The sequence below is a fragment of the Arthrobacter sp. YAF17 genome, assembly GCF_052113365.1.
In the GTDB taxonomy this organism is placed as follows: domain Bacteria; phylum Actinomycetota; class Actinomycetes; order Actinomycetales; family Micrococcaceae; genus Arthrobacter.
The window spans coordinates 30,982-49,594 of sequence record NZ_JBFRDB010000013.1; the positions used below are offsets into that span (position 1 = coordinate 30,982).

At 67.6% G+C, this 18,613-nt stretch carries 19 protein-coding genes and 1 tRNA gene; 5 read left to right on the forward strand and 15 right to left on the reverse strand.

The genetic code is table 11. From position 1 onward, the window contains the following. Window positions 1-212: 212 nt before the first annotated feature. Window positions 213-1,232 carry a PHP domain-containing protein gene (locus AB4Y67_RS12145; RefSeq protein WP_441406031.1) on the reverse strand — a complete coding sequence of 340 codons (1,020 nt, stop codon included), beginning with the start codon at window positions 1,230-1,232 and terminating at the stop codon, window positions 213-215. Window positions 1,233-1,414: 182 nt separating this feature from the next. Here AB4Y67_RS12145 and AB4Y67_RS12150 point away from each other — a divergent pair, with 182 nt between their 5' ends. After that, window positions 1,415-2,587, forward strand: a complete 1,173-nt coding sequence (locus AB4Y67_RS12150) for a GGDEF domain-containing protein (protein WP_441406032.1) — start codon at window positions 1,415-1,417, stop codon at window positions 2,585-2,587. Window positions 2,588-2,632: 45 nt separating this feature from the next. On the opposite strand, the gene AB4Y67_RS12155 is transcribed toward AB4Y67_RS12150, so the two are convergent. From AB4Y67_RS12155 to AB4Y67_RS12175, 5 genes are all read right to left on the reverse strand, one after another. Next, window positions 2,633-3,508 (reverse strand): serine/threonine-protein kinase, encoded by an 876-nt coding sequence (locus tag AB4Y67_RS12155; RefSeq protein WP_441406033.1) that lies wholly within the window; start codon window positions 3,506-3,508, stop codon window positions 2,633-2,635. 20 nt (window positions 3,509-3,528) lie between these two features. Further along, on the reverse strand, window positions 3,529-3,687 hold the full coding sequence (locus AB4Y67_RS12160; RefSeq protein WP_441406034.1) for a hypothetical protein: 159 nt from the start codon (window positions 3,685-3,687) through the stop codon (window positions 3,529-3,531). 152 nt (window positions 3,688-3,839) lie between these two features. Continuing rightward, on the reverse strand, window positions 3,840-4,349 hold the full coding sequence (locus AB4Y67_RS12165; protein WP_441406035.1) for a MarR family winged helix-turn-helix transcriptional regulator: 510 nt from the start codon (window positions 4,347-4,349) through the stop codon (window positions 3,840-3,842). Window positions 4,350-4,464: 115 nt separating this feature from the next. Next, a complete protein-coding gene (locus tag AB4Y67_RS12170; protein WP_441406036.1) occupies window positions 4,465-4,857 on the reverse strand; it encodes a VOC family protein in 393 nt (130 codons plus the stop codon). Between the two features lie 172 nt (window positions 4,858-5,029). Next, window positions 5,030-5,102 (reverse strand) — tRNA-Lys (locus AB4Y67_RS12175). Window positions 5,103-5,337: 235 nt separating this feature from the next. Here AB4Y67_RS12175 and AB4Y67_RS12180 point away from each other — a divergent pair. Beyond that, a complete protein-coding gene (locus AB4Y67_RS12180) occupies window positions 5,338-5,994 on the forward strand; it encodes a hypothetical protein (protein WP_441406037.1) in 657 nt (218 codons plus the stop codon). A 379-nt stretch (window positions 5,995-6,373) separates the two neighbouring features. On the opposite strand, the gene AB4Y67_RS12185 is transcribed toward AB4Y67_RS12180, so the two are convergent. The 5 genes from AB4Y67_RS12185 to arsB form a co-directional block, all read right to left on the reverse strand. Then, entirely contained in the window at window positions 6,374-6,796 is a 423-nt protein-coding gene (locus tag AB4Y67_RS12185; RefSeq protein ID WP_441406038.1) for an arsenate-mycothiol transferase ArsC, read from the reverse strand. Between the two features lie 104 nt (window positions 6,797-6,900). Beyond that, window positions 6,901-8,286 carry an FAD-dependent oxidoreductase gene (locus tag AB4Y67_RS12190; RefSeq protein WP_441406039.1) on the reverse strand — a complete coding sequence of 462 codons (1,386 nt, stop codon included), beginning with the start codon at window positions 8,284-8,286 and terminating at the stop codon, window positions 6,901-6,903. Window positions 8,287-8,480: 194 nt separating this feature from the next. Continuing rightward, window positions 8,481-9,455, reverse strand: coding sequence for a thioredoxin-disulfide reductase (trxB, locus tag AB4Y67_RS12195; protein WP_441406040.1), 975 nt, complete (start codon window positions 9,453-9,455; stop codon window positions 8,481-8,483). Between the two features lie 10 nt (window positions 9,456-9,465). After that, window positions 9,466-9,885 carry an arsenate reductase ArsC gene (locus AB4Y67_RS12200; RefSeq protein ID WP_441406041.1) on the reverse strand — a complete coding sequence of 140 codons (420 nt, stop codon included), beginning with the start codon at window positions 9,883-9,885 and terminating at the stop codon, window positions 9,466-9,468. 26 nt (window positions 9,886-9,911) lie between these two features. After that, a complete protein-coding gene (gene arsB, locus AB4Y67_RS12205; protein WP_441406042.1) occupies window positions 9,912-11,009 on the reverse strand; it encodes an ACR3 family arsenite efflux transporter in 1,098 nt (365 codons plus the stop codon). A gap of 345 nt (window positions 11,010-11,354) precedes the next feature. Between arsB and AB4Y67_RS12210 the strand changes: the two genes are divergently transcribed. After that, window positions 11,355-11,972, forward strand: coding sequence for a DUF47 domain-containing protein (locus tag AB4Y67_RS12210; RefSeq protein ID WP_441406043.1), 618 nt, complete (start codon window positions 11,355-11,357; stop codon window positions 11,970-11,972). Between the two features lies 1 nt (window position 11,973). Continuing rightward, complete coding sequence (locus AB4Y67_RS12215) at window positions 11,974-12,990, forward strand: anion permease (protein WP_441406044.1); 1,017 nt, start codon at window positions 11,974-11,976, stop codon at window positions 12,988-12,990. Window positions 12,991-13,069: 79 nt separating this feature from the next. Here AB4Y67_RS12215 and pstB read toward each other — a convergent pair whose 3' ends face one another. The 4 genes from pstB to pstS form a co-directional block, all read right to left on the reverse strand. Then, a complete protein-coding gene (pstB, locus tag AB4Y67_RS12220) occupies window positions 13,070-13,849 on the reverse strand; it encodes a phosphate ABC transporter ATP-binding protein PstB (protein WP_441406045.1) in 780 nt (259 codons plus the stop codon). A 55-nt stretch (window positions 13,850-13,904) separates the two neighbouring features. Beyond that, on the reverse strand, window positions 13,905-15,014 hold the full coding sequence (gene pstA / locus AB4Y67_RS12225) for a phosphate ABC transporter permease PstA (protein ID WP_441406046.1): 1,110 nt from the start codon (window positions 15,012-15,014) through the stop codon (window positions 13,905-13,907). Then, on the reverse strand, window positions 15,015-15,947 hold the full coding sequence (pstC, locus tag AB4Y67_RS12230; RefSeq protein ID WP_441406047.1) for a phosphate ABC transporter permease subunit PstC: 933 nt from the start codon (window positions 15,945-15,947) through the stop codon (window positions 15,015-15,017). Window positions 15,948-16,097: 150 nt separating this feature from the next. Further along, complete coding sequence (pstS, locus tag AB4Y67_RS12235; RefSeq protein WP_441406048.1) at window positions 16,098-17,216, reverse strand: phosphate ABC transporter substrate-binding protein PstS; 1,119 nt, start codon at window positions 17,214-17,216, stop codon at window positions 16,098-16,100. Between the two features lie 253 nt (window positions 17,217-17,469). On the opposite strand from pstS, the gene AB4Y67_RS12240 reads away from it, so the two are divergent. Then, complete coding sequence (locus AB4Y67_RS12240) at window positions 17,470-18,597, forward strand: FUSC family protein (RefSeq protein WP_441406049.1); 1,128 nt, start codon at window positions 17,470-17,472, stop codon at window positions 18,595-18,597. Window positions 18,598-18,613 lie beyond the last annotated feature (16 nt).

Here is an 18,613-nt window from a genome sequence, read left to right on the forward strand (position 1 = left end):
GACATGCCCATTCCCCGGACCCAGGACCGGGCATAACACCACTATGCCCCACGCAGGTGGCCGCGGATGGACATGCCCGGGAACCCCTGACCGCGGGACATGCCCATTCCCCGCACCCGGGCCCGGGCATAACTGCCCTATGTCCAACCCTCTAATCAGCAGGAGCGCATGTCCCGCGGAACGAAGCCCGCGGCAGAGCATCCGCGCGCCCGTCAGCGCCCCGAGCCGGCCCAGTCCAGCAGTCGGTCCAGGGGCCACGTGGTGACGATCCGCTCAGCCGGCACGCCGTTGCGCTCGGCCCGTTCGGCGCCGTACTGCAGGAAATCGAGCTGTCCCGGGGCATGGGCGTCGCTGTTGATGCTGAACAGGCAGCCGGCGTCGAGGGCCAGGTCGATGAGGGCGCCGGGCGGGTCCTGGCGTTCGGGCCGTGAATTGATTTCAACGGCGACGTTGTGCTCCGCGCAGGCAGCGAAGACCTCTTCGGCGTCGAACTCCGACGCCGGGCGGGTGCCCCGGCCGCCTTGAACCAGACGGCCGGTGCAGTGGCCGAGCACATTGGTGTGCGGGTCCGTGACGGCGCCGAGCATCCGGCGGGTCATGGTGCCCTTGTCGGAGCGAAGCTTCGAATGCACGCTGGCGACGACGATATCCAGCCGGTCCAGCATCTCCGGGGTCTGGTCCAGGGTGCCGTCCTCGAGGATGTCGACCTCGATGCCCCGCAGGAGGCGGACGCCGCCGCCGTCGGCGTTGATCTCCTCGACAATGGCAAGCTGCTCCGCGAGCCGCCCGGCACTCAGCCCGTTGGCGATCTTGAGATTGGGCGAATGGTCCGTCAGGGCAAGGTACTCCCGGCCCAGGATCTTGGCCGCGTCCACCATGGCCTCAATCGGGGATCCGCCGTCGGACCAGTCGCTGTGGCTGTGCAGGTCTCCGCGCAGCGCGGCCAGCAGCTCGTTCCCGCCCGGCACCAGCGGCTGGGCTCCCCGGCTTCGCAGTCCGCCCAGGTACTCCGGAACGTCGCCGTCGAGCGCCTGGCTGATGACCTGGAAGGTCCGGTCGCCGATCCCTTTGGTCCGCTTCAGCCGGCCGTCGCGGGCCCGGGCGGCCAGTTCTTCGGCCTCGAGGCCGGCGATGATCCCGGCGGCTTTCCGGAACGCCTGGATCTTGAACGTCGGCGCGAGCTCGCGCTCGAGCCAGAAGGCAATCTCATTGAGCGCGTCGACGGCATCCATGGCACCATCTTGCACCCCGGCGGGGGTGCCGGGGACCTCCGGGGTGTTCGAATGTCGCGGCGTTTTGGGCAGCGGTGCCTTCGTTCTGAGAGACTTGTCCCGGCCGGGGCCTGATCCGGTGGGGAACTACGCCGGCGGTCCATGGGGAGGGCCGGCCTGGCAGCTGGGAAATCTTCAGAATTATGGTGCTGCTCGACCGGTCTACGCTCATGGTGGTCTTCGCCGTGATGACGCTGACCATGCTGGTCCTGTTCTACTTCGACACCTACCGCAAGAGCCGGGCTCCCTTCGCCGGGTGGTGGTGCTGGGCTGTCGCTTCCTTTTTCGTGGCCGCCGTCCTGTACTTCCTGGGCGAGGTCCAGGCAGTCGGCTGGGCCACGAGCTTGGGCAACGGTGTGATGGTGCTCGGCTCGGGCTGCGTCTGGGCCGGCACCCGCTCGCTGGCCGGCCGGCGGGTCCGGCCCGGGCTTTTCGGGTTCCCGGCGACGGCGGCTGTCGCCGTTGACGCCGCAGTCCGCTATTCAGAAAACGCCCGGATCGGCAGCGTGGTGCTCCTGGCGCTGATGGGCACCGCGATCGGACTGGCGTCCGTGGAACTGTGGCGCGAGCGGGAAGAGTCCTGGCACCTTGTCCGGTCCCTCGCCGTCGCGACAGCGGGCTGTGCCGCGTATTACCTGAGCCGGACAGTCGGGCTGGCCGTGCTTGGCCCGGCGGATCCGCTGTTCCAGGTGCTGTTCGGCACCGGCGTGACCCTGCTGATGGCCATGGTCCTGTTGGTGGTGGTCTCTTCCAGCATCACATCGCTGAACTACGCCCGCCGCACCGAGGACCTGCAGGAGCTGGCCTACCGTGACGGGCTGACCGGGCTGTTGAACCGCGGGGAATTCATGCACCAGGCCAACCGCAGGCTCCGGGCCAACCTGGCGGCCGGCGTCGACACGGCGGTTGTGATGGCGGACCTGGACCGGTTCAAGGCAGTCAACGACCGATTCGGACATGACGCGGGCGACGGCGTCATCCGGGCTTTCGCCGACGCCTGCCGCTCAGCCGTGCGGGACGCTGACCTGGTGGGCCGCTACGGTGGCGAAGAATTCGCGCTGCTGCTCGACGGCGCCGACGCCGAGGAGGGCGTCCGGATCGCCGACAGGATCAACGCCTCGCTGGCCGAAAACAGTTCCCTTCCCGACGGCATGGACGCGCCGACGGCGAGCTTTGGCGTGGTTGACTCGCGCGACCGGAACGCGGGGCTGCAGCGCCTCCTCCGGGAAGCGGACCGGGCCCTGTATGAGGCCAAGGCGGCGGGCCGCAACCGGGCGGTCATCGGGTTCACAGGGGCGGGCACCCAGGCAGGCTGAGCCGCCCGGAGCTTGAGCTGCCTTGAGTCCGAGCCGCCCGGCAGCTCAGGATGCGCGCGGAAGCTTGGCTGCGAGCCTGCCCGCCGCGGCAGCCGAAGGCCGGGCCGCGGGATCCATGGCGGTCATGGCGGCCAGCAGCGATACCCAGGCCGCACCGAGGCCGGCCGGAATCGCGGGATCACGAAGGGTCCGCGCCACCAGGGATTCCACCGGGGTTCCCGGGAACGCCTTGGCCCTTGTGAGGCACTCCAGCAGCACGAGTCCCAGGGAGTAGATGTCGCCGGGCGCGCCCGGGTGCCGGCCTGCGGCCTGCTCCGGGCTCATGTAGTGCACGGTGCCGGAGGAATCCCCCGGCTCCAGCTCAGTGCCGGTCGGGGTGGCGATGCCGAAATCGGCGATCCGGACGGCGGAACGCCGCAGTTCACTCAGCAGGATGTTCGCGGGTTTGATGTCCCGGTGGACCAGGCCCCGCGCATGGACGTGTGCCAGCCCGGACAGTGCCGCCTCAGCCCAGCGGGCCACGTCGCCGGCGGCTGCGGCGCCGTTGCGGATCCGCTCGGCGAGGCTTCCGCCGTAGGCATACTCCTCGACGAGGAACGGGCGGCCCGCCCACTGGTCACCTGCCGGGACGATGCCCTCGGCGATGAAGGTGACGACCGCGGGGTGGTCCAGCGAAGCCAGGATGCGCGCCTCGGCGTGGATCCGTTCCGCCTGCCGCGGGTCAGGGCCTTCGGCGACTTTAATCGCGACGGGCCGTCCGTCGTGCAGGTCCGTCCCGCGGAACACCGTCGCGGTGGCACCCCGCCCCAGGAGCTCATGGACGACGAAACGCCCCGAGGGGGCGTCCGGAAGCGCCAGCACTCTGGCACCGAGTCCGGCTGAAATGACCGCGGGGGCGGTGACCGCGGGCCGTTCCGCCAAGACCGCAGTTGAGGGCAGGGTCACCGGCTGAGCTCGGACAGAATGCCGGACGTATGCACTATGCCGTCCAGCTGGAAGCCGCAACCGCAGCGCCAGACCGGCGGCAGCTCTGCCGCGGCATCGACCGGCGCGAAGGAGTACACGGAAATAGTGGCCGCGGCCGGGGCTTTCCACTCCATTGGCATCCCGCAGTGGCTCGGTGCAGCCAAGGCCTGCGCGGGAGGCAGAACGGCTGGTGCCATTTCAGCCACGGCGCCGCCGGAAAAGCTAATATCAGACATAGTTGGTAAGCATACATATAACTAGTCAGACTAGCTAGTTGACGCGCCGGTTAATCTCCGACGTCGGCTGACGGCTCCGCGATGGCTTCACTCATGCGCCTCAGGAACTTGACTATGGTTCTCGCCTCCTCGCTGCTGAGACCTTCCGCGACGGTCATCATTCTGCGGTGCATCTCCCCCAGGGTGGCGCGGACCTCTGCATCCGTAGCCGCCGTGGGGACGATCACCAGCGAGCGCCGGTCCGTGGGGTGTGGCTCACGGCGGACATGTCCACTGCTTACGAGCCGGTCGATCAACGAGGTGGTGGAGGCCGTGGTGATTCCCAGGACGCGGCTAAGGTCCTTGGGTCCCGCCTGCTCGCCGGCAGCCTGGGCGCGAAGCAGGTACCTCAACGCCAGCAGGTCCGTCTCGCCCATTCCCATGGAGTCTCTGGTGGAGCGCCGCCGGGCGACTTCCACAATGCGGTACTCACGCAGGGCCTGGAGGACGGCGCCGGGCGGGTCAAGGCCGTCGTCGGGTCCATACCAATACCCGGAACCGGAGGGGCTATTCGCGCTCATCCGGCAATCCTAGCCCAGCTGATTACTAGCCCATCGTGCTATCGCGAGGACGGCCGGGTAACGCCAGGGCCCTGGTAGAGCGGAGAGATGCCTGCGGTGAGCTGAGCCGCGGCCCCTACCAGCTGGCACCGGGCTCGTAAGTCCCGGCGCTCCACTCCTGACCTTCGGGGTCAAGCACCCTAGCCCTGCGCGTGCCCCACTCCGTCTCTTCCGGCGGGATCACGGCACTCCCCCCGCCCGACAAGGCCTTCCGGTAGAAGTCATCAACGTCATCGACCAGGAGATAGAGGCCGCCGCCCGTGGATCTGCCGATCAGTGCGGGTCGCTGGTAGTCCGCATCGGCGCTCGAGACCATGATGACGGCGTCACCCATGCGGACCTCGGCGTGTGCGACTTCGCCGGCGCCGGAATCTTGACGGCGGACCAAGGAAAACCCGACGTGCTCCATCCACGACAGTGCCGCCGGCGCGTCTCGGTAGCTGAGGTAGGCGAAGAGCCGGGCGTCCATGACGGCATGATATCCCCGGAGCTTCGCACGGGCCATCGCTGCCAGCATCAAGATCACACTCGAACGCACGGACCGCCTAACGCCCACGCGGGAGCAAACCGGGGCCGGACGCAAAAAACCCCGGCATCCTGTCGCCAGGATGCCGGGGTTTTCCCACTCTTCGCTAAAAGAGTGGGCCCTGTGGGGATCGAACCCACGACCCACGGATTAAAAGTCCGATGCTCTACCAACTGAGCTAAAGGCCCCAGCCGATGCCCTGAAACCGCGGATGAATCCGCTGTTTTAGGGCCGATCAGCCCAGTCCATTTCTGGACGTTAATACTGTACCCCAGACCGCGGCCGGTTTTTCGCACGGGCCCGGACGCCGCCGTCGTGCGCCGGGCGGGTCTCCGGCGCCGGCCCGGCCTCCGGCTTCGGAGCCGCCTCCGGCCTGCGGGCCGTATGCTCGATTCCCCGACGGCACTGGAGTAGCGTGGTGGCATGAGCGAGCAAGCAGGATCCAGCGCCCCCGGACCGCACCGGCACCACAAGCCGAAGGCCTTCGCCCCCATCGACTTTGAGCCCTTCGCGGGCGGAGCCGACCCTGCCCGCATCTCCGAGGCCGCCCATCTCGCCGCGCAGGCACTCGTGCGCCGCGGACGCGACAGCGATGACCCGGTTGTGACCAAGCGGCTCGTGAAGCTCGCCGACGAACAGGGTCTGGAGGCCATCGCCGAAATGTGGGCCGAAAGCCCCGCACGCTCGCTCCCCGGCGCTCTCTGGCGCCTGTACGCCCTCCGTGCCGCCACCATCCAGGACCCCGAGCGGATCTCCGTGTACTTCAGAGCCGGCAAGGACACCGCCCAGGTCTCGCACGTGGTGGCCGGCGCCGCCGAGCCCCCCGGAGCGGACGAGATGAAGTCGATGGCGGACGCCATCCTCTCGGGCGCGTTCGACGGCGATTTCGACGTCGCGCTGGAACGTTCCGCCGCGTTCTGCCGCGTCGTGGCGCTGGGCCAGGCCACCCTCGCCGACGGCGCAGAACACGGCAACGAGAGTCACGCGAGCAAGCTCACGCGCAATTCGCATCTCCTCGTGAAGACCGCCGAGGACCTCGAGCACGCCGCCAACGCGTGGCGGCTGGGCGAACTGGACTGAGCCCCCTGGCATGCCGCCGGCCCCCCCGGTACGCATGCCGCCCGCGGACTGTCAATGTTGACTTGTCCCCAACCTCGTAGAAAACTAAAAGCGGTGCCGAACCGCGAAACCCCCGGGCTTCAACATTTAGCCGCCTAGAGCGGCCTACCGCCGAGAGGCGTATCCGGTTCGGCACCATTTTCATGCCCTTTTTTGCCCGGCTGCCGGCTGCCGGCTGGATGCCGGGCAAACGTGCGTACGGGCAGCCGCCGGACACCGCCGCCAGCCGTGCGGGGGGCCTTTGAACGCAATTCCGGCCCCTGGGTTCGGCGTCGGCGGCGCGTCCGTGTCAAAGTGCCCCCGGACCGCAGCCCATGTTCGTGCCGCCCCGTGGCTGCGGTCAGTTCCCGGCGAGCTCCGTGTACAGCTTCTGGACCCGGGCCTTGATGTCGTCCCGGACCAGGCGCATGCGTTCCATGCCTTCGATGCCGCGTTCGGAGGGCTCGTCCGTGTCCCAGACCTCGAACCGCTTTCCCTCGGGGGCTTCGACTTTTGCCTCGTTGCCCAGGACGATGACGACGTCGGCCGCGTTCAGTTCTTCGTCGCTGAAGGGTTTGGGGTGTTCGCCGGTGATGTCGATGCCGAGTTCCGCCAGCGAGTCCACGGACTGGGGGTTCAGCGACGTGCCGGGTTTGGTCCCGGCCGAGTGCACCGTGACGGAACCGTCCGCGAGCTGGTTCATGAGTGCGGCGGCGAGCTGGGACTTCCCGCCGTTCTTGCTGCAGACGAACAGGACGCTGGGCTTTTTCGTGGTTTCAGTCATGCGGTTGATTCTTCCTTGTCCGCCTCGGTGTTGCTGAGCAGGGCTGCCGCAGCCCATGGTGATGACGATGTCGGAGGCGCGAACCTGGCCGCCTGCCCGGCTGGTCAGTTTTCGCCGGAGCGGCCGTGGGCCAGCCCGGTGGGGAACCCGACGAGGACCGGTTCGGGCGCCCCGCAGCAACCCCCGGAGGTTACGGCGGCGGAAGCCGCGGTGGCGGCGGCCGGGACGTCGCAGCTGGTGCCGATGTCCGAGGAACAGACGCCGGTCTCCGGCAGCTCGAGCTGGACCCTGTCCGCGGCCTCGCGGTCTCCGGCCAGCGCGGCCGCGACAGAGCGGACCTGCTCGTAGCCGGTGGCCAGTAGGAACGTGGGCGCCCGGCCGTAGGACTTCATGCCCACGATGTAGAAGTCCTTGTCCGGGTGGGCCAGCAGCGCCGCGCCGTGAGGGGGGACGGTGCCGCAGGAATGGAATTCCGGGTCGATCAGCGGGCCGAGCTCCACGGGTGCTTCGACGGCGGGGTCCAGGTTCAGCCGGAGTTCCCGCAGGATGTCCAGGTCCGGGCGGAACCCGGTGCACGGAACGACGACGTCGGCGTCCAGGGTCCGCCCGTCCACGGACTCGACACTCACGCGCGAGGCGAGGGACTTCAGCGAGCCGATGCCGAATCCGGTGTGCAGTTCAATGGTTCCTGCCTCGACGAGGCGGCGCAGGCGGGCACCGAGCTGGCCGCGGGCGGGCAGTCCGTCGGCGTCGCCGCCGCCGTAGACCTTCTCGGCGGACGGGCCGCGGACGGCCCAGAGGATCCGGGTGCCAGGTTCTTCCTTGGCCAGGCCGGCGAGGCTTATAAGCGTGTTGGCGGCGGAGTGGCCGGCGCCGACCACCAGGACCCGGCGGCCGGCGAACGCGGCGCGGTCACGGCCGGTGACGTCCGGGAGCGGCGCGGAGATCCGGTCCGCCGCGGAGTCTTCGCCGATGGCGGGAAGCCCAGAGGTGCCCAGCGGGTTGCGGGTGGACCAGGTGCCGGAGGCGTCAATGACACCTGCCGCGGCGTGGTCGCGGACTTCTCCGTCCGCGTGCTCGACCCGGACGGTGAACGGGGTGGTCTCGCGGTTGCGGGTGTGGGTCTTATCCATCCCGGCCCGGGTCACGGCGATGACCCGGGCGCCGGTCTGCAGCTTTGAGCTGATGGCCGGGAGCGCGGCCAGCGGGGCGAGGTAGTTATCGATCAGTTCCCCGCCGTAGGGCAGGGCGGTGGGGCGGGGTAATTCCCAGCCGGCGGCTTCGAGCAGGCGGACGGCCTCGGCATCGATGTTGAACCGCCACGGAGAGAACAGTCGGATGTGGCGCCACTGCTCGATGGCGGCGCCCGCCGTCGGGCCCGCCTCGAAGATGAGCGGCTCCAGGCCGCGCTCGAGCAGGTGCGCCGCTGCGGCGAGGCCGATTGGCCCGGCTCCGATGACAGCTACGGGTAGGTTGGTGGCTACATCCATGGTTTCCTCTGGTTCATCCGGTGGGGTGGGCGGTTATTAGCGGGTGCCTGCCGGTCCTTGTGGGACCGGCAAGCGGCGGTGGTGCTCAGCAGCAGTCCAGGTCGCTGTCGCAGCAGTCCTGGCTGGCGTCGGTGCAGGTCGAGTCGGTGCAGCAGCCGGCATCCATTCAGCTCACCTCCTTTCCTCTGCGGGGGTCAGGAGTGGGTGGGTTCCTCGACGAGGGCCGTGGCGATGCTGTCGGCGTCGTCGAGTGCGGCGAGGTAGCGTTCGGCGTCCAGGGCGGCGGCGCAGCCGGTGCCGGCGGCGGTGATGGCCTGCCGGTAGCGGTGGTCCACGGCGTCCCCGCAGGCGAAGACCCCGGAGAGGTTGGTGACGGTGGTCGGGGAATCCACCTTGATGTAGCCCTCGGCGTCGAGGTCCACCTGGCCGTGCAGCAGTTCGGTCCGCGGGACGTGGCCGATCGCGACGAAGATGCCGGTGGCGGCGTGTTCCCGGGTTTCGCCGGTGCGGGTGTCGGTCAGGGTGACGCCGGTGACCTTGCCGTTCCCGTGGATGGCCGTGACGGCGGAGTTCCACGCGAAGCTGATCTTGGGGTTGTCCTTGGCGCGCTGCGCCATGATCCGGGAGGCCCGGAGCTCTCCTTTGCGGACCACCACCGTGACGGACTTCCCGAACCGGGTCAGGAAGGTCGCTTCCTCCATGGCCGAGTCGCCGCCGCCGACGACGACTATGTCCTGGTCGCGGAAGAAGAAGCCGTCGCAGGTGGCACACCAGGAGAGCCCGTGGCCGCTGAACTTCTTCTCCTCGGGCAGGCCAAGTTCCTTATAGGCGGAGCCGGTGGCGAGGATGACGGCGGGCGCCTCGTGCGTCTCTCCGGCGCCGGTGACCACGCGCTTGAGGTGCCCGGTGAGCGTCACTTCGGTGACGTCGTCGAACACCACCTGCGCGCCGAATTTCTCGGCCTGCTGCTGGAGCCCGTCCATGAGCTCGGGGCCCTGGATGCCGCCGGGGAAGCCGGGAAAGTTTTCCACCTCGGTGGTGTTCATCAGGGCACCCCCGGCAGTGACCGCCCCGGCGAGGACGAGCGGCTTGAGCCCGGCTCGCGCGGCGTAGATCGCCGCGGTGTAGCCGGCGGGGCCGGACCCGATGATGATCAGCTGTTCAGTCATGGCCGTGCTCCTATTTGGCGGGCGTGAGGGACGCGATCAGGTCCTCGATGCGGGCCTTGATGTCGTCGCGGATGGGGCGGACGGACTCGACTCCCTGGCCGGCCGGGTCCTCGAGTTCCCAGTCCTCGTAGCGCTTGCCCGGGAAGATCGGGCAGGTGTCGCCGCAGCCCATGGTGATAACGACGTCGGATTCCTTGACGGCCTCGGTGGTGAGGATCTTGGGGATCTCGGCGGACATGTCGATTCCCAGTTCGGCCATGGCCTCGACGGCGGCCGGGTTGACCTTGTCGGCTGGCTGCGAGCCGGCGGAGCGGACCTCGATTCGGCCCTCGCCCAGGGTGGTGAGGAACGCGGCCGCCATCTGGGAGCGGCCGGCGTTGTGGACGCAGACGAACAGGACGGAGGGCTTCTTGGCGGATTCGGCGGTCACGGGGTTTCTCCTGAAGTTTGTTGAGGTCAGATCGAAAGCGAGCTGGCGGTGAAGTAGCGTTTGCGGGCCCAGAGTGCCACGTAAACCAGTGCAACAAGAACGGGAACTTCGATCAAGGGGCCGACGACGCCGGCCAGCGCCTGCCCGGACGTGACTCCGAAGGTGCCGATCGCCACGGCGATGGCGAGTTCGAAGTTGTTGCCGGCGGCGGTGAAGGCGAGTGTGGTGGTTTTTGCGTAGCCGAGGTCCAGCCACTTGCCGATCAGCATCCCTGCGCCAAACACGACGAGGAAGTAGACCAGGAGCGGCAGGGCGATCCGGACGACGTCGAGCGGCCGGGAGGTGATGGTTCCGCCCTGCAGGGCGAACAACAGCGTGATGGTGAAGAGCAGGCCGTAGAGTGCCCAGGGGCCAAGTCTCGGCAGGAACGTGCCTTCGTACCAGTCCCGGCCCCTTGCCTTTTCGCCAAGGGTGCGGGTGAGGAATCCGGCCAGCAGCGGGATTCCAAGGAATACCAGGACCGAGGCGGTGATGGCCCAGAAGGAGAAGTCCGCGCTGGTGGTGGGCAGGCCCAGCCAGGACGGCAGGAGCTGCAGGTAGAACCAGCCGAGCGCGCCGAACGCGATGACCTGGAAGACGGAGTTGATGGCCACCAGCACGGCCGCCGCTTCACGGTCGCCGCAGGCAAGGTCGTTCCAGATCATCACCATGGCGATGCAGCGGGCCAGGCCCACGATGATCAGGCCCGTGCGGTACTCGGGCAGGTCCGGGATGAAGATCCAGGCCAGGGCGAACATGAATGCCGGCGCGAGGACCCAGTTCAACACCAGGGACGTGACCATAAGCTTGCGGTCCCCAACGACGCGGTGCGCCTGGTCGTAGCGGACCTTGGCCAGCACCGGGTACATCATCACCAGCAGCCCGATGGCTATTGGCAGCGAGACCTCGCCGACCTTGACTGCCTCGAGGGCGGTGTTCAGGCCAGGGATGAAGCTGCCCAGGAGCAGCCCCAGGACCATGGCGGCGATGATCCATACCGGCAGGAAACGGTCCAGGGTGGAGAGTTTTCCGACGCCGGCAGATTCACCCTTCAGGGTGGGCGATGGATCAGTCTGGATGCTCACGGGACTCCTGTGCTGCTCAGCTTTAGATTGATGCTTGTCGATATGAAGTATTTCCAACTATATCGACGATTGTCAATCTGTGCGCCAAGTAGGCCCATGAATTCTTTGCCACTGTTGTGCAGGCCCTCGACGAAGCCTGCTGCGCACCATCCGGTCTGGGGCCCGCCAGTGACCGGGCGCCTGCCCGACCGACCGGCCCGCCGTCATATTCCGGAGGCCGCCCGGGCGCCTTCCCGGCGCTCTCAGTCCGGACGGTAAAGTAGGCCCCATGCACGGGTCTTCATCACCTCACACGCCCGGCACACAACACCCGTGCACCTCCCTCCCAAAGACCGGTAATCACACGTGAAGCTGCGCCTTTTCCCCCAGGAGCCCGCCGGGCTGAACCTCCTTGCCCAGCTGGCACGCCAGATTGTGCTCGCTACGGGCACCCTGTCGGAGATCCTCGGCGCGCCCGCCAGCGAGAACGAGCGGCTGGTGGAGGACATGCACAACCACGAGGCGAAGTGCGCGGAGCTGCATTTTGCCCTGCTGACGCATATGCGGACCACCTTCGTGAGCCCGCTCCCCCGCGAGGACATGTATGCCCTGTCCCGGTACCTCAACGAGGCGATGGAGAAACTCGATGCCGCCGCCGAGCTGGTGTCGCTCTACAAGCTGGACCGTCTGCCCAAACGCGCCGCCGACCAGCTGGAAATCATCAGCCGGCAGGCGGAGCTCACAGTGGACGCCATGCGCAATCTGGACAACCTGGACGATCTTGAGGACTACTGGATCGAGATCCTCCGCCTCTCCAAGCGCGCAGAACGGTCGCACCGGGTCTGGGTGGCGGACATGCTCAATGAAATGAAGGCGGCGCGGTACGCCCGCACCAGGGACATCGCCGACGAACTGGTGGGCGTCACCAGGGACATGCGCCGGATCGCAACCCAGGTGGGCAGCATCATCGTCAAGGAATCCTGACGTGACCATCTTCCTGTTTGCCCTGGTGGTCATCCTCGCCGGGGCATTCGCCTTCCTGAACGGTTTCAGGGATGCCTCGGCGTCGGTGGCGCTGGCGGTGCGGACCCGCGCCCTCACCCCCACAGTTGCGGTGCTGCTGGCGGGGTTCTTCAACTTTGTTGGCGCCGGGCTCAGCGCCGCCCTGGCCCTCGCCGTGAGCCGGACGTGGGTGCAGCTCCCCGCCGGCGAAAACGGGCTGGCCATCCTGATAGCCGGCCTTGTCAGTGCCGTGCTCTGGGGCATCTACACGTGGTGGCGGGGCATCCCGTCGTCGTCGACCCACGCGCTGGTCGGCGGGCTGGCCGGGGCGGGCGTCGCCAGCGTCGCCGTCGGCGGAAATGCCGTGGGCGGCGTCGACACGTCTCTGCTTTTCCAGGTGGTGCTCCCGCTGCTGCTCTCACCGGCGCTGGCCTTCGCCGGCGCCTATCTGCTGGTTTGGCCTGCAACCTGGGCTGCGCGGTACACGCCGCCGAATGTCGTCAACAGCCGGTCGCGGCGTGGCCAGAGCATCGCGGCGGGCGCCGTGGCCTTCGCCCACGGCCTGCAGGACGGCCAGCGGACCAGCGCCGTCCTGATCCTGGCCCTGCTGGCGTCGGGGCTGTCCGACGTCAGAGAACTGCCGGTCTGGGTGGCCGTGTTCACCGCGGTTCTTCTGACCGCCGGGACGTTGGCCGGAGGTTGGCGGATTTCCTACACCATCGGCTACCGGCTGATCCGGATGGATCCGTTGCGCGGCTCCCTGGCACAGCTGCTCAGCTCCGTCATGCTGCTGGTGGGCGCGATCGGGCTCCACCTGCCCATCTCCACCACACACACGGTCACCTCGGCCGTACTGGGGTCCGGATCCAACCAGCGTTTCCCCGACACCAACCGGAAAGTGGTGATCGGAGTGCTTTTGTTCTGGGTCCTCACGCCGATAGTCACCGCGGCGGCGGCGTTCGTGCTGGCCCTGGCCCTGTCACCGCTCGCGGAGCTCTAAGAGACACGCCCATTGCTCCGTAGGCGCCCTTTTGAGGGTTCAAAAGGGCGCCTACGGAGCAATCGATGAGCAGTAGCGCCTATCCGAAGCGGCCGGAGACGTAGTCCTCGGTGGCCTTCTGGGTCGGGTTGCTGAACATGGTGTGGGTTTCGCCGTACTCGATCAGCTTGCCCGGCTGCCCGGTGCCCGCGATGTTGAAGAAGGCAGTCTTCTGGGATACCCGGGCGGCCTGCTGCATGTTGTGGGTCACGATCACCACGGTGTACTGGTCCTTGAGCTCATTGATGAGGTCCTCAATGGCAAGCGTGGAAATCGGGTCCAGGGCGGAGCAGGGCTCGTCCATCAGGATGACCTGGGGTTCCACCGCAATGGCGCGTGCGATGCAGAGCCGCTGCTGCTGGCCGCCGGACAGGCCGGAGCCGGGCTTCGCGAGGCGGTCCTTGACCTCGTTCCACAGGTTGGCGCCCCGCAGTGAGCGCTCCACAAGGGCATCGGCCTCGCCCTTGGACATCTTCTGGTTGTTGAGCTTCACGCCGGCCAGCACGTTGTCCCGGATGGACATGGTGGGGAACGGGTTGGGGCGCTGGAACACCATGCCGATCTGCGAGCGGACCGTCACCGGATCGACGCCGGGCCCGTAAAGGTTGTCGCCGTCGAGGAGCACCTCGCCCTCGACCCGGGCGCCGGGGATGACCTCGTGCATGCGGTTCAGGGTGCGCAGGAACGTGGACTTGCCGCAGCCGGACGGGCCGATGAAGGCGGTGACGGACTTGGCTTCGATGTTGATGTTGACGTCTTCGACGGCCAGGAATTTGCTGTAGTAGACGTTCAGGTCTTTGACGTCGATGCGCTTAGACATGATGTTCCTTCACTTGCTGGGGTACGGGCTGAAGAGTGGGGGTTCCGAAACCGGGCTAGCGGCCGGTCTTGGGGGCGAACATGCGGGCTATCAGGCGGGCAATCAGGTTGAGCAGCATCACCAGGATGATGAGGACCAGGGCCGCGCCCCAGGCACGCATGGAGGACGGGTCCGGGTTCGACGGTGACGTCGGGTTGAGGATCTGCGTGTAGATGAACGTGGGCAGCGAGGCCATCCAGCCGCTGAACACGTTGTAGTTGATCGACGTCGCGAAGCCGGCGGTGACCAGGATCGGCGCGGTCTCACCGATCACGCGGGCGATCGCCAGGGTGACGCCCGATGCGATGCCGGAGATCGCCGTCGGGATGACCACCTTGAGGATGGTCCGCCACTTGCGCACACCGAGGGCGTAGGCCGCCTCGCGGAGTTCGTTGGGGACGATCTTCAGCATTTCCTCACTGGAGCGGACCACCACGGGAATCATCAGCACGGACAGCGCGACGGCGGCGACGGCACCCGTCTTGGTGCCCGGCCCCATGACGGCGAAGAAGAAGGCCGCAGCGAACAGGCCGGCCACGATCGAGGGGATGCCGGTCATGACGTCCACGAAGAAGGTGATGGAGCGGGCCAGCGGGCGGTCGTTGCCGTACTCCACCAGGTAAATGGCGGTCAGCAGGCCGACGGGCACCGAGATGACCGTCGCGACCGCGGTGATCAGCAGGGTGCCGATCAGTGCGTGGAAGATGCCGCCGACCACCGGCGCGCCTTCCTCGACACTCTTGTTGTCGAAGGCTCCGGTGACGCCGTTCATCGACGTGGACAGGAAACCCGGGTCGGTGAGTCCGGGAAGGCCGTTCACGAGCACTGTCCAGATCACGGAGATCAGCGGCAGCAGGGCAACCAGGAACGAACCGACGACGAGGCACGTGGCCAGTTTGTCCTTGGCCTTGCGGCTGCCCTCGGCGGCGGCACTCCAGCCGACAAGGCCGGCCGTGAAAAGAATGGCAGAGACGATGCCCCAGCCGAAGGCGTTGAAGCCGATCAGGGCCATGACGGCGGCACCGAGGATCAGGGCCAGGCCCAGGACTGCGTAAGGGGCCCATTTGGGCAGCTGGCCCTTGGTGAGGGCCGAGCGCTTCTTGACGGGGGTCAGGGTGGCGGTCATTTAGTTGGCTCCCGAGAATTCTTTGTGCCGGGTGATGATCCACCGGGCAATCATGTTCACGCCGAGGGTGATCACGAACAGGACCAGGCCTGCCGCGATCAGGGTGCTGACCTGAAGCCCGCTGGCCTCAGGGAAGTTCAGCGCAATCTCGGCGGCGATGGTCTGGTTGCCGGATTGGATCAGRCTCGCGGTGAGGGCGCCGGAGGACAGTACCAGCGCAACAGCCATGGTCTCGCCCAATGCGCGGCCAAGGCCCAGCATGACGGCGCTGACGATTCCGGGGCGGGCGAACGGCAGTACCGCCATCTTGATCATTTCCCACCGCGTGGCTCCCAGCGCCAGGGAGGCTTCCTCATGCAGCTTGGGGGTCTGCAGGAAGATCTCGCGGGTCAGGGAGGTGATGATGGGCAGGACCATGACGGCCAGTACGATTCCCGCGGTCAGGATGGTCTTGCCGGTGGCGGAGGCCGGGCCCTGGAAGATCGGCAGCCAGCCCATGTTGCCGGCCAGCCAGTTGTAGGCCGGCGAGATTTCCTTGGCCAGGAACGCCGCGCCCCAGGCTCCATAGACCACGGAGGGGATGGCGGCGAGCAGATCGACGACGTAGCCGAGGCCGGAGGCGAGCTGCCGCGGGGCGAAGTGCGAGATGAACAGTGCGACGCCGATAGCGATCGGAGTGGCGATCACCAGGGCGATCGTGGCCGCGATGAGCGTGCCGATCACGATCGGCCAGATGTAGGCGAAGAACCCTTCGCCGCCCTTGATCTTGTCAGGAGAGGCCGTGAGGGCGGGGAATGCCTGGACTACGAGGAACAGCGCCACTCCGAAGAGCACGGCCAGGATGAGGCACCCTGCGGCCAGGGTGGCTCCGGAAAAGACTTTGTCTCCGGCGCGGCCTGCGCCCCGTGACGAGGTCAGGGAGGTGGTGGTCACTTCAGGGTCCTTCGGCTTCGAATCTTTTGGTACTTCGGACAAAACGCTCAGGTTCCCTGCCCCGGGCGGACGGTCGGTGACCGTCTGACCGGAACAGGGAACCTGGGTCAGGCTGGTGTTTCCACTATGCCTTGCGGCGGAAGGTAATCCCTAGGACTTGACCTTGATGGACTCGATGGCCGCGATGGCCTTGTCCTGGAGGGTCTTGGACAGCGGGGCGGACTTGGCGGCATCGGCCGCGGTCTTCTGGCCTGCCTCGGAGACTACGTAGTTTTCGAAAGCCTTGACCAGGTCCACGGTCTTCTGGTCAGCGTAGGTGCTGCAGACGACGTGGTAGGAAACCAGGACAACCGGGTAGGCGCCGGCCACGGTGGTCGTGCGGTCCAGCTTGATCGCGACGTCGTTGGCCGAGCGGCCTTCGACGGGCTTGCCGGCCTCGACGGCCTTGGCGGCCGCATCGGCCGAGATCGTCACGAATTCGGAGCCGACCTTGATCTGCGCAACGCCGAGCTTGCCGCTGACGGCGGAGTCGTCGGCGTAGGTCACGGCGCCCGGGGTGTCGGTGACGGTCTTGACCACACCGGACGTGCCCTTGGCGTTCTCGCCCTGAAGGGTTGCAGGCCAGATGCCGGCGGCCTTGTCCGTCCAGACCTCGGGAGCTGCGGCGGCCAGGTACTCCGTGAAGTTGGTCGTGGTGCCGGAGTCATCGGAGCGGTTGACCGGGGTGACGGCCAGATCCGGGAGCGTGACGCCGGCGTTCAGGGCGGCGATCGCGGGATCGTTCCACTTCGCGATTTCGCCGCGGAAGATCTTGGCGACGGTGGCGGCGTCGAGCTTCAGTTCCTTGACGTCGGGCAGGTTGAAGGCCACCGCGATCGGGGAGATGTAGACGGGGATGTTGAGGGCGCCTTCGGGGCCGCACTTGGCCTGCGAGCTGACGACTTCCTCGTCCTTCAGGTAGGCATCGGAGCCGGCGAACTGGGCCGAGCCGTCGATGATCGCCTTCCGGCCCGCGCCGGAGCCGTCCGGGGAGTACTGAACCGTTGCTCCCGGGTTGGCGGCGGTGAAGCCGGCCTTCCAGGCGTCCATCGCCGCACCGGTCGATGAGGCGCCGATACCCGTCAGGGTGCCGGTGACCTTGGGTCCCGATGCCGTGGCGGTTGCGGGGGCGGTGCCCGTTGCGTTGTCAGAACCACAGGCGGTCAGCGCGAGAGCGCCGGCTGCGATGACAGCGATTGCCGCGTGGCGGCCGAAGCGGAGTGCCTTCACTAGATGTACCCCTTCCAGGGATTTTCTATGCGTGCCGGGCCGGAGAAGGCCGGGCAGGGGATGCGTACGGTTTGTACCTTTACTGAAGGTAGGTGCCCCAGATGAAGAGAATGCCGGTCCAAGGTAAACGAAGGGTTAACGACGCCGGGACATTGGCTTACATCCGCCGGGTTCCTCTTGCGTTACCTGCGTCACGTCCGTAGGGATTGTGGCGCGGCCTGCGCACGAGGAACAAACAAATAGACTGGAGCGCATGGCCCCCGCCCCCGGACTCTCAGCAAGTGCCCGATTCCTGCGCGGACGGGTCCGCACCGGCCTGGTCCGTAGCCGGAACTCCCTGGGGCCGGCCATCCAGATGACCGGCTGCGCCGTCGGCGCCTACGCGTTTGCCGAGTACGTCCTGGGCCACAGCGGCCCGCTGTTCGCCGCTACGTCCTCCCTGATTGCCCTGGGCTTTTCCCGGGACCCCCGGCTGCGCCGCGTGATCGAGGTTGGCCTGGGCTGCACCATCGGCATCGTGGTCGGCGACCTGCTGCTGCACTGGCTGGGCTCCGGAATCTGGCAGGCCGCCGTCGTTCTCCTGTTCTCCATCCTGCTGGCGCGCTTCCTGGACAGCGGCACGATCTTCACCACCCAGCTGGGGCTGCAGTCCGTGCTGGTGGTGCTCCTGCCGGCGCCGGCCGGGGGGCCGTTCACCCGCAGCATCGATGCGATCGTGGGCGGCGTGTTCGCCCTGCTGGTGACGATCCTCGTCCCGAAGGACCCGCGGCGTGAACCCCGCAACGACGTCAAGAAGCTCCTGCACGAGCTCGCAGAGGTGCTGCGCGAGTGCGCCTCCGCGCTGAGCTACAGCGACTCCACCCAGGCCTGGCACGCGCTCATCCGGGGGCGGAACTGCCAGCCGCTGGTCGATGCCATGCGGCAGTCCCTGCGGGCCTCCGGTGAGGTGGCCACGCTGGCGCCGGCCCACCGGCGGCACCGGGAGGAACTGGACCAGATGGAGCAGTCACTGGACTACATCGACCTCGCGCTGCGCAACAGCCGGGTCTTTGCCCGGCGCCTGACCAGCGCCATCAACCATGCGGCGCTGTCCGATGAGGCCACCCAGAACATCGCCGACGTCCTGCAGGACACGGCCGACGCCGTCGACGAGCTCTCCCTGGGCCTGGCGGAAGTGCACGACGGCGTCCGCCGCGCCCACCTGCGGACGGCCCGGACGGAACTGCGGGAGATCGCCGGCCGGCTGCATCCGCGGCTGCTGGACGTGCAGCGGCTGGAGGGCGAGACCGTGGTCATGCTGTTCCGTCCGCTGATGGTGGACCTGCTGGAGGCAGCCGGCGTGGACTCCTCGGAGGCCCGCGACATCCTGCCGCCGCTGTAGCTTCCGCTGCGCCGCG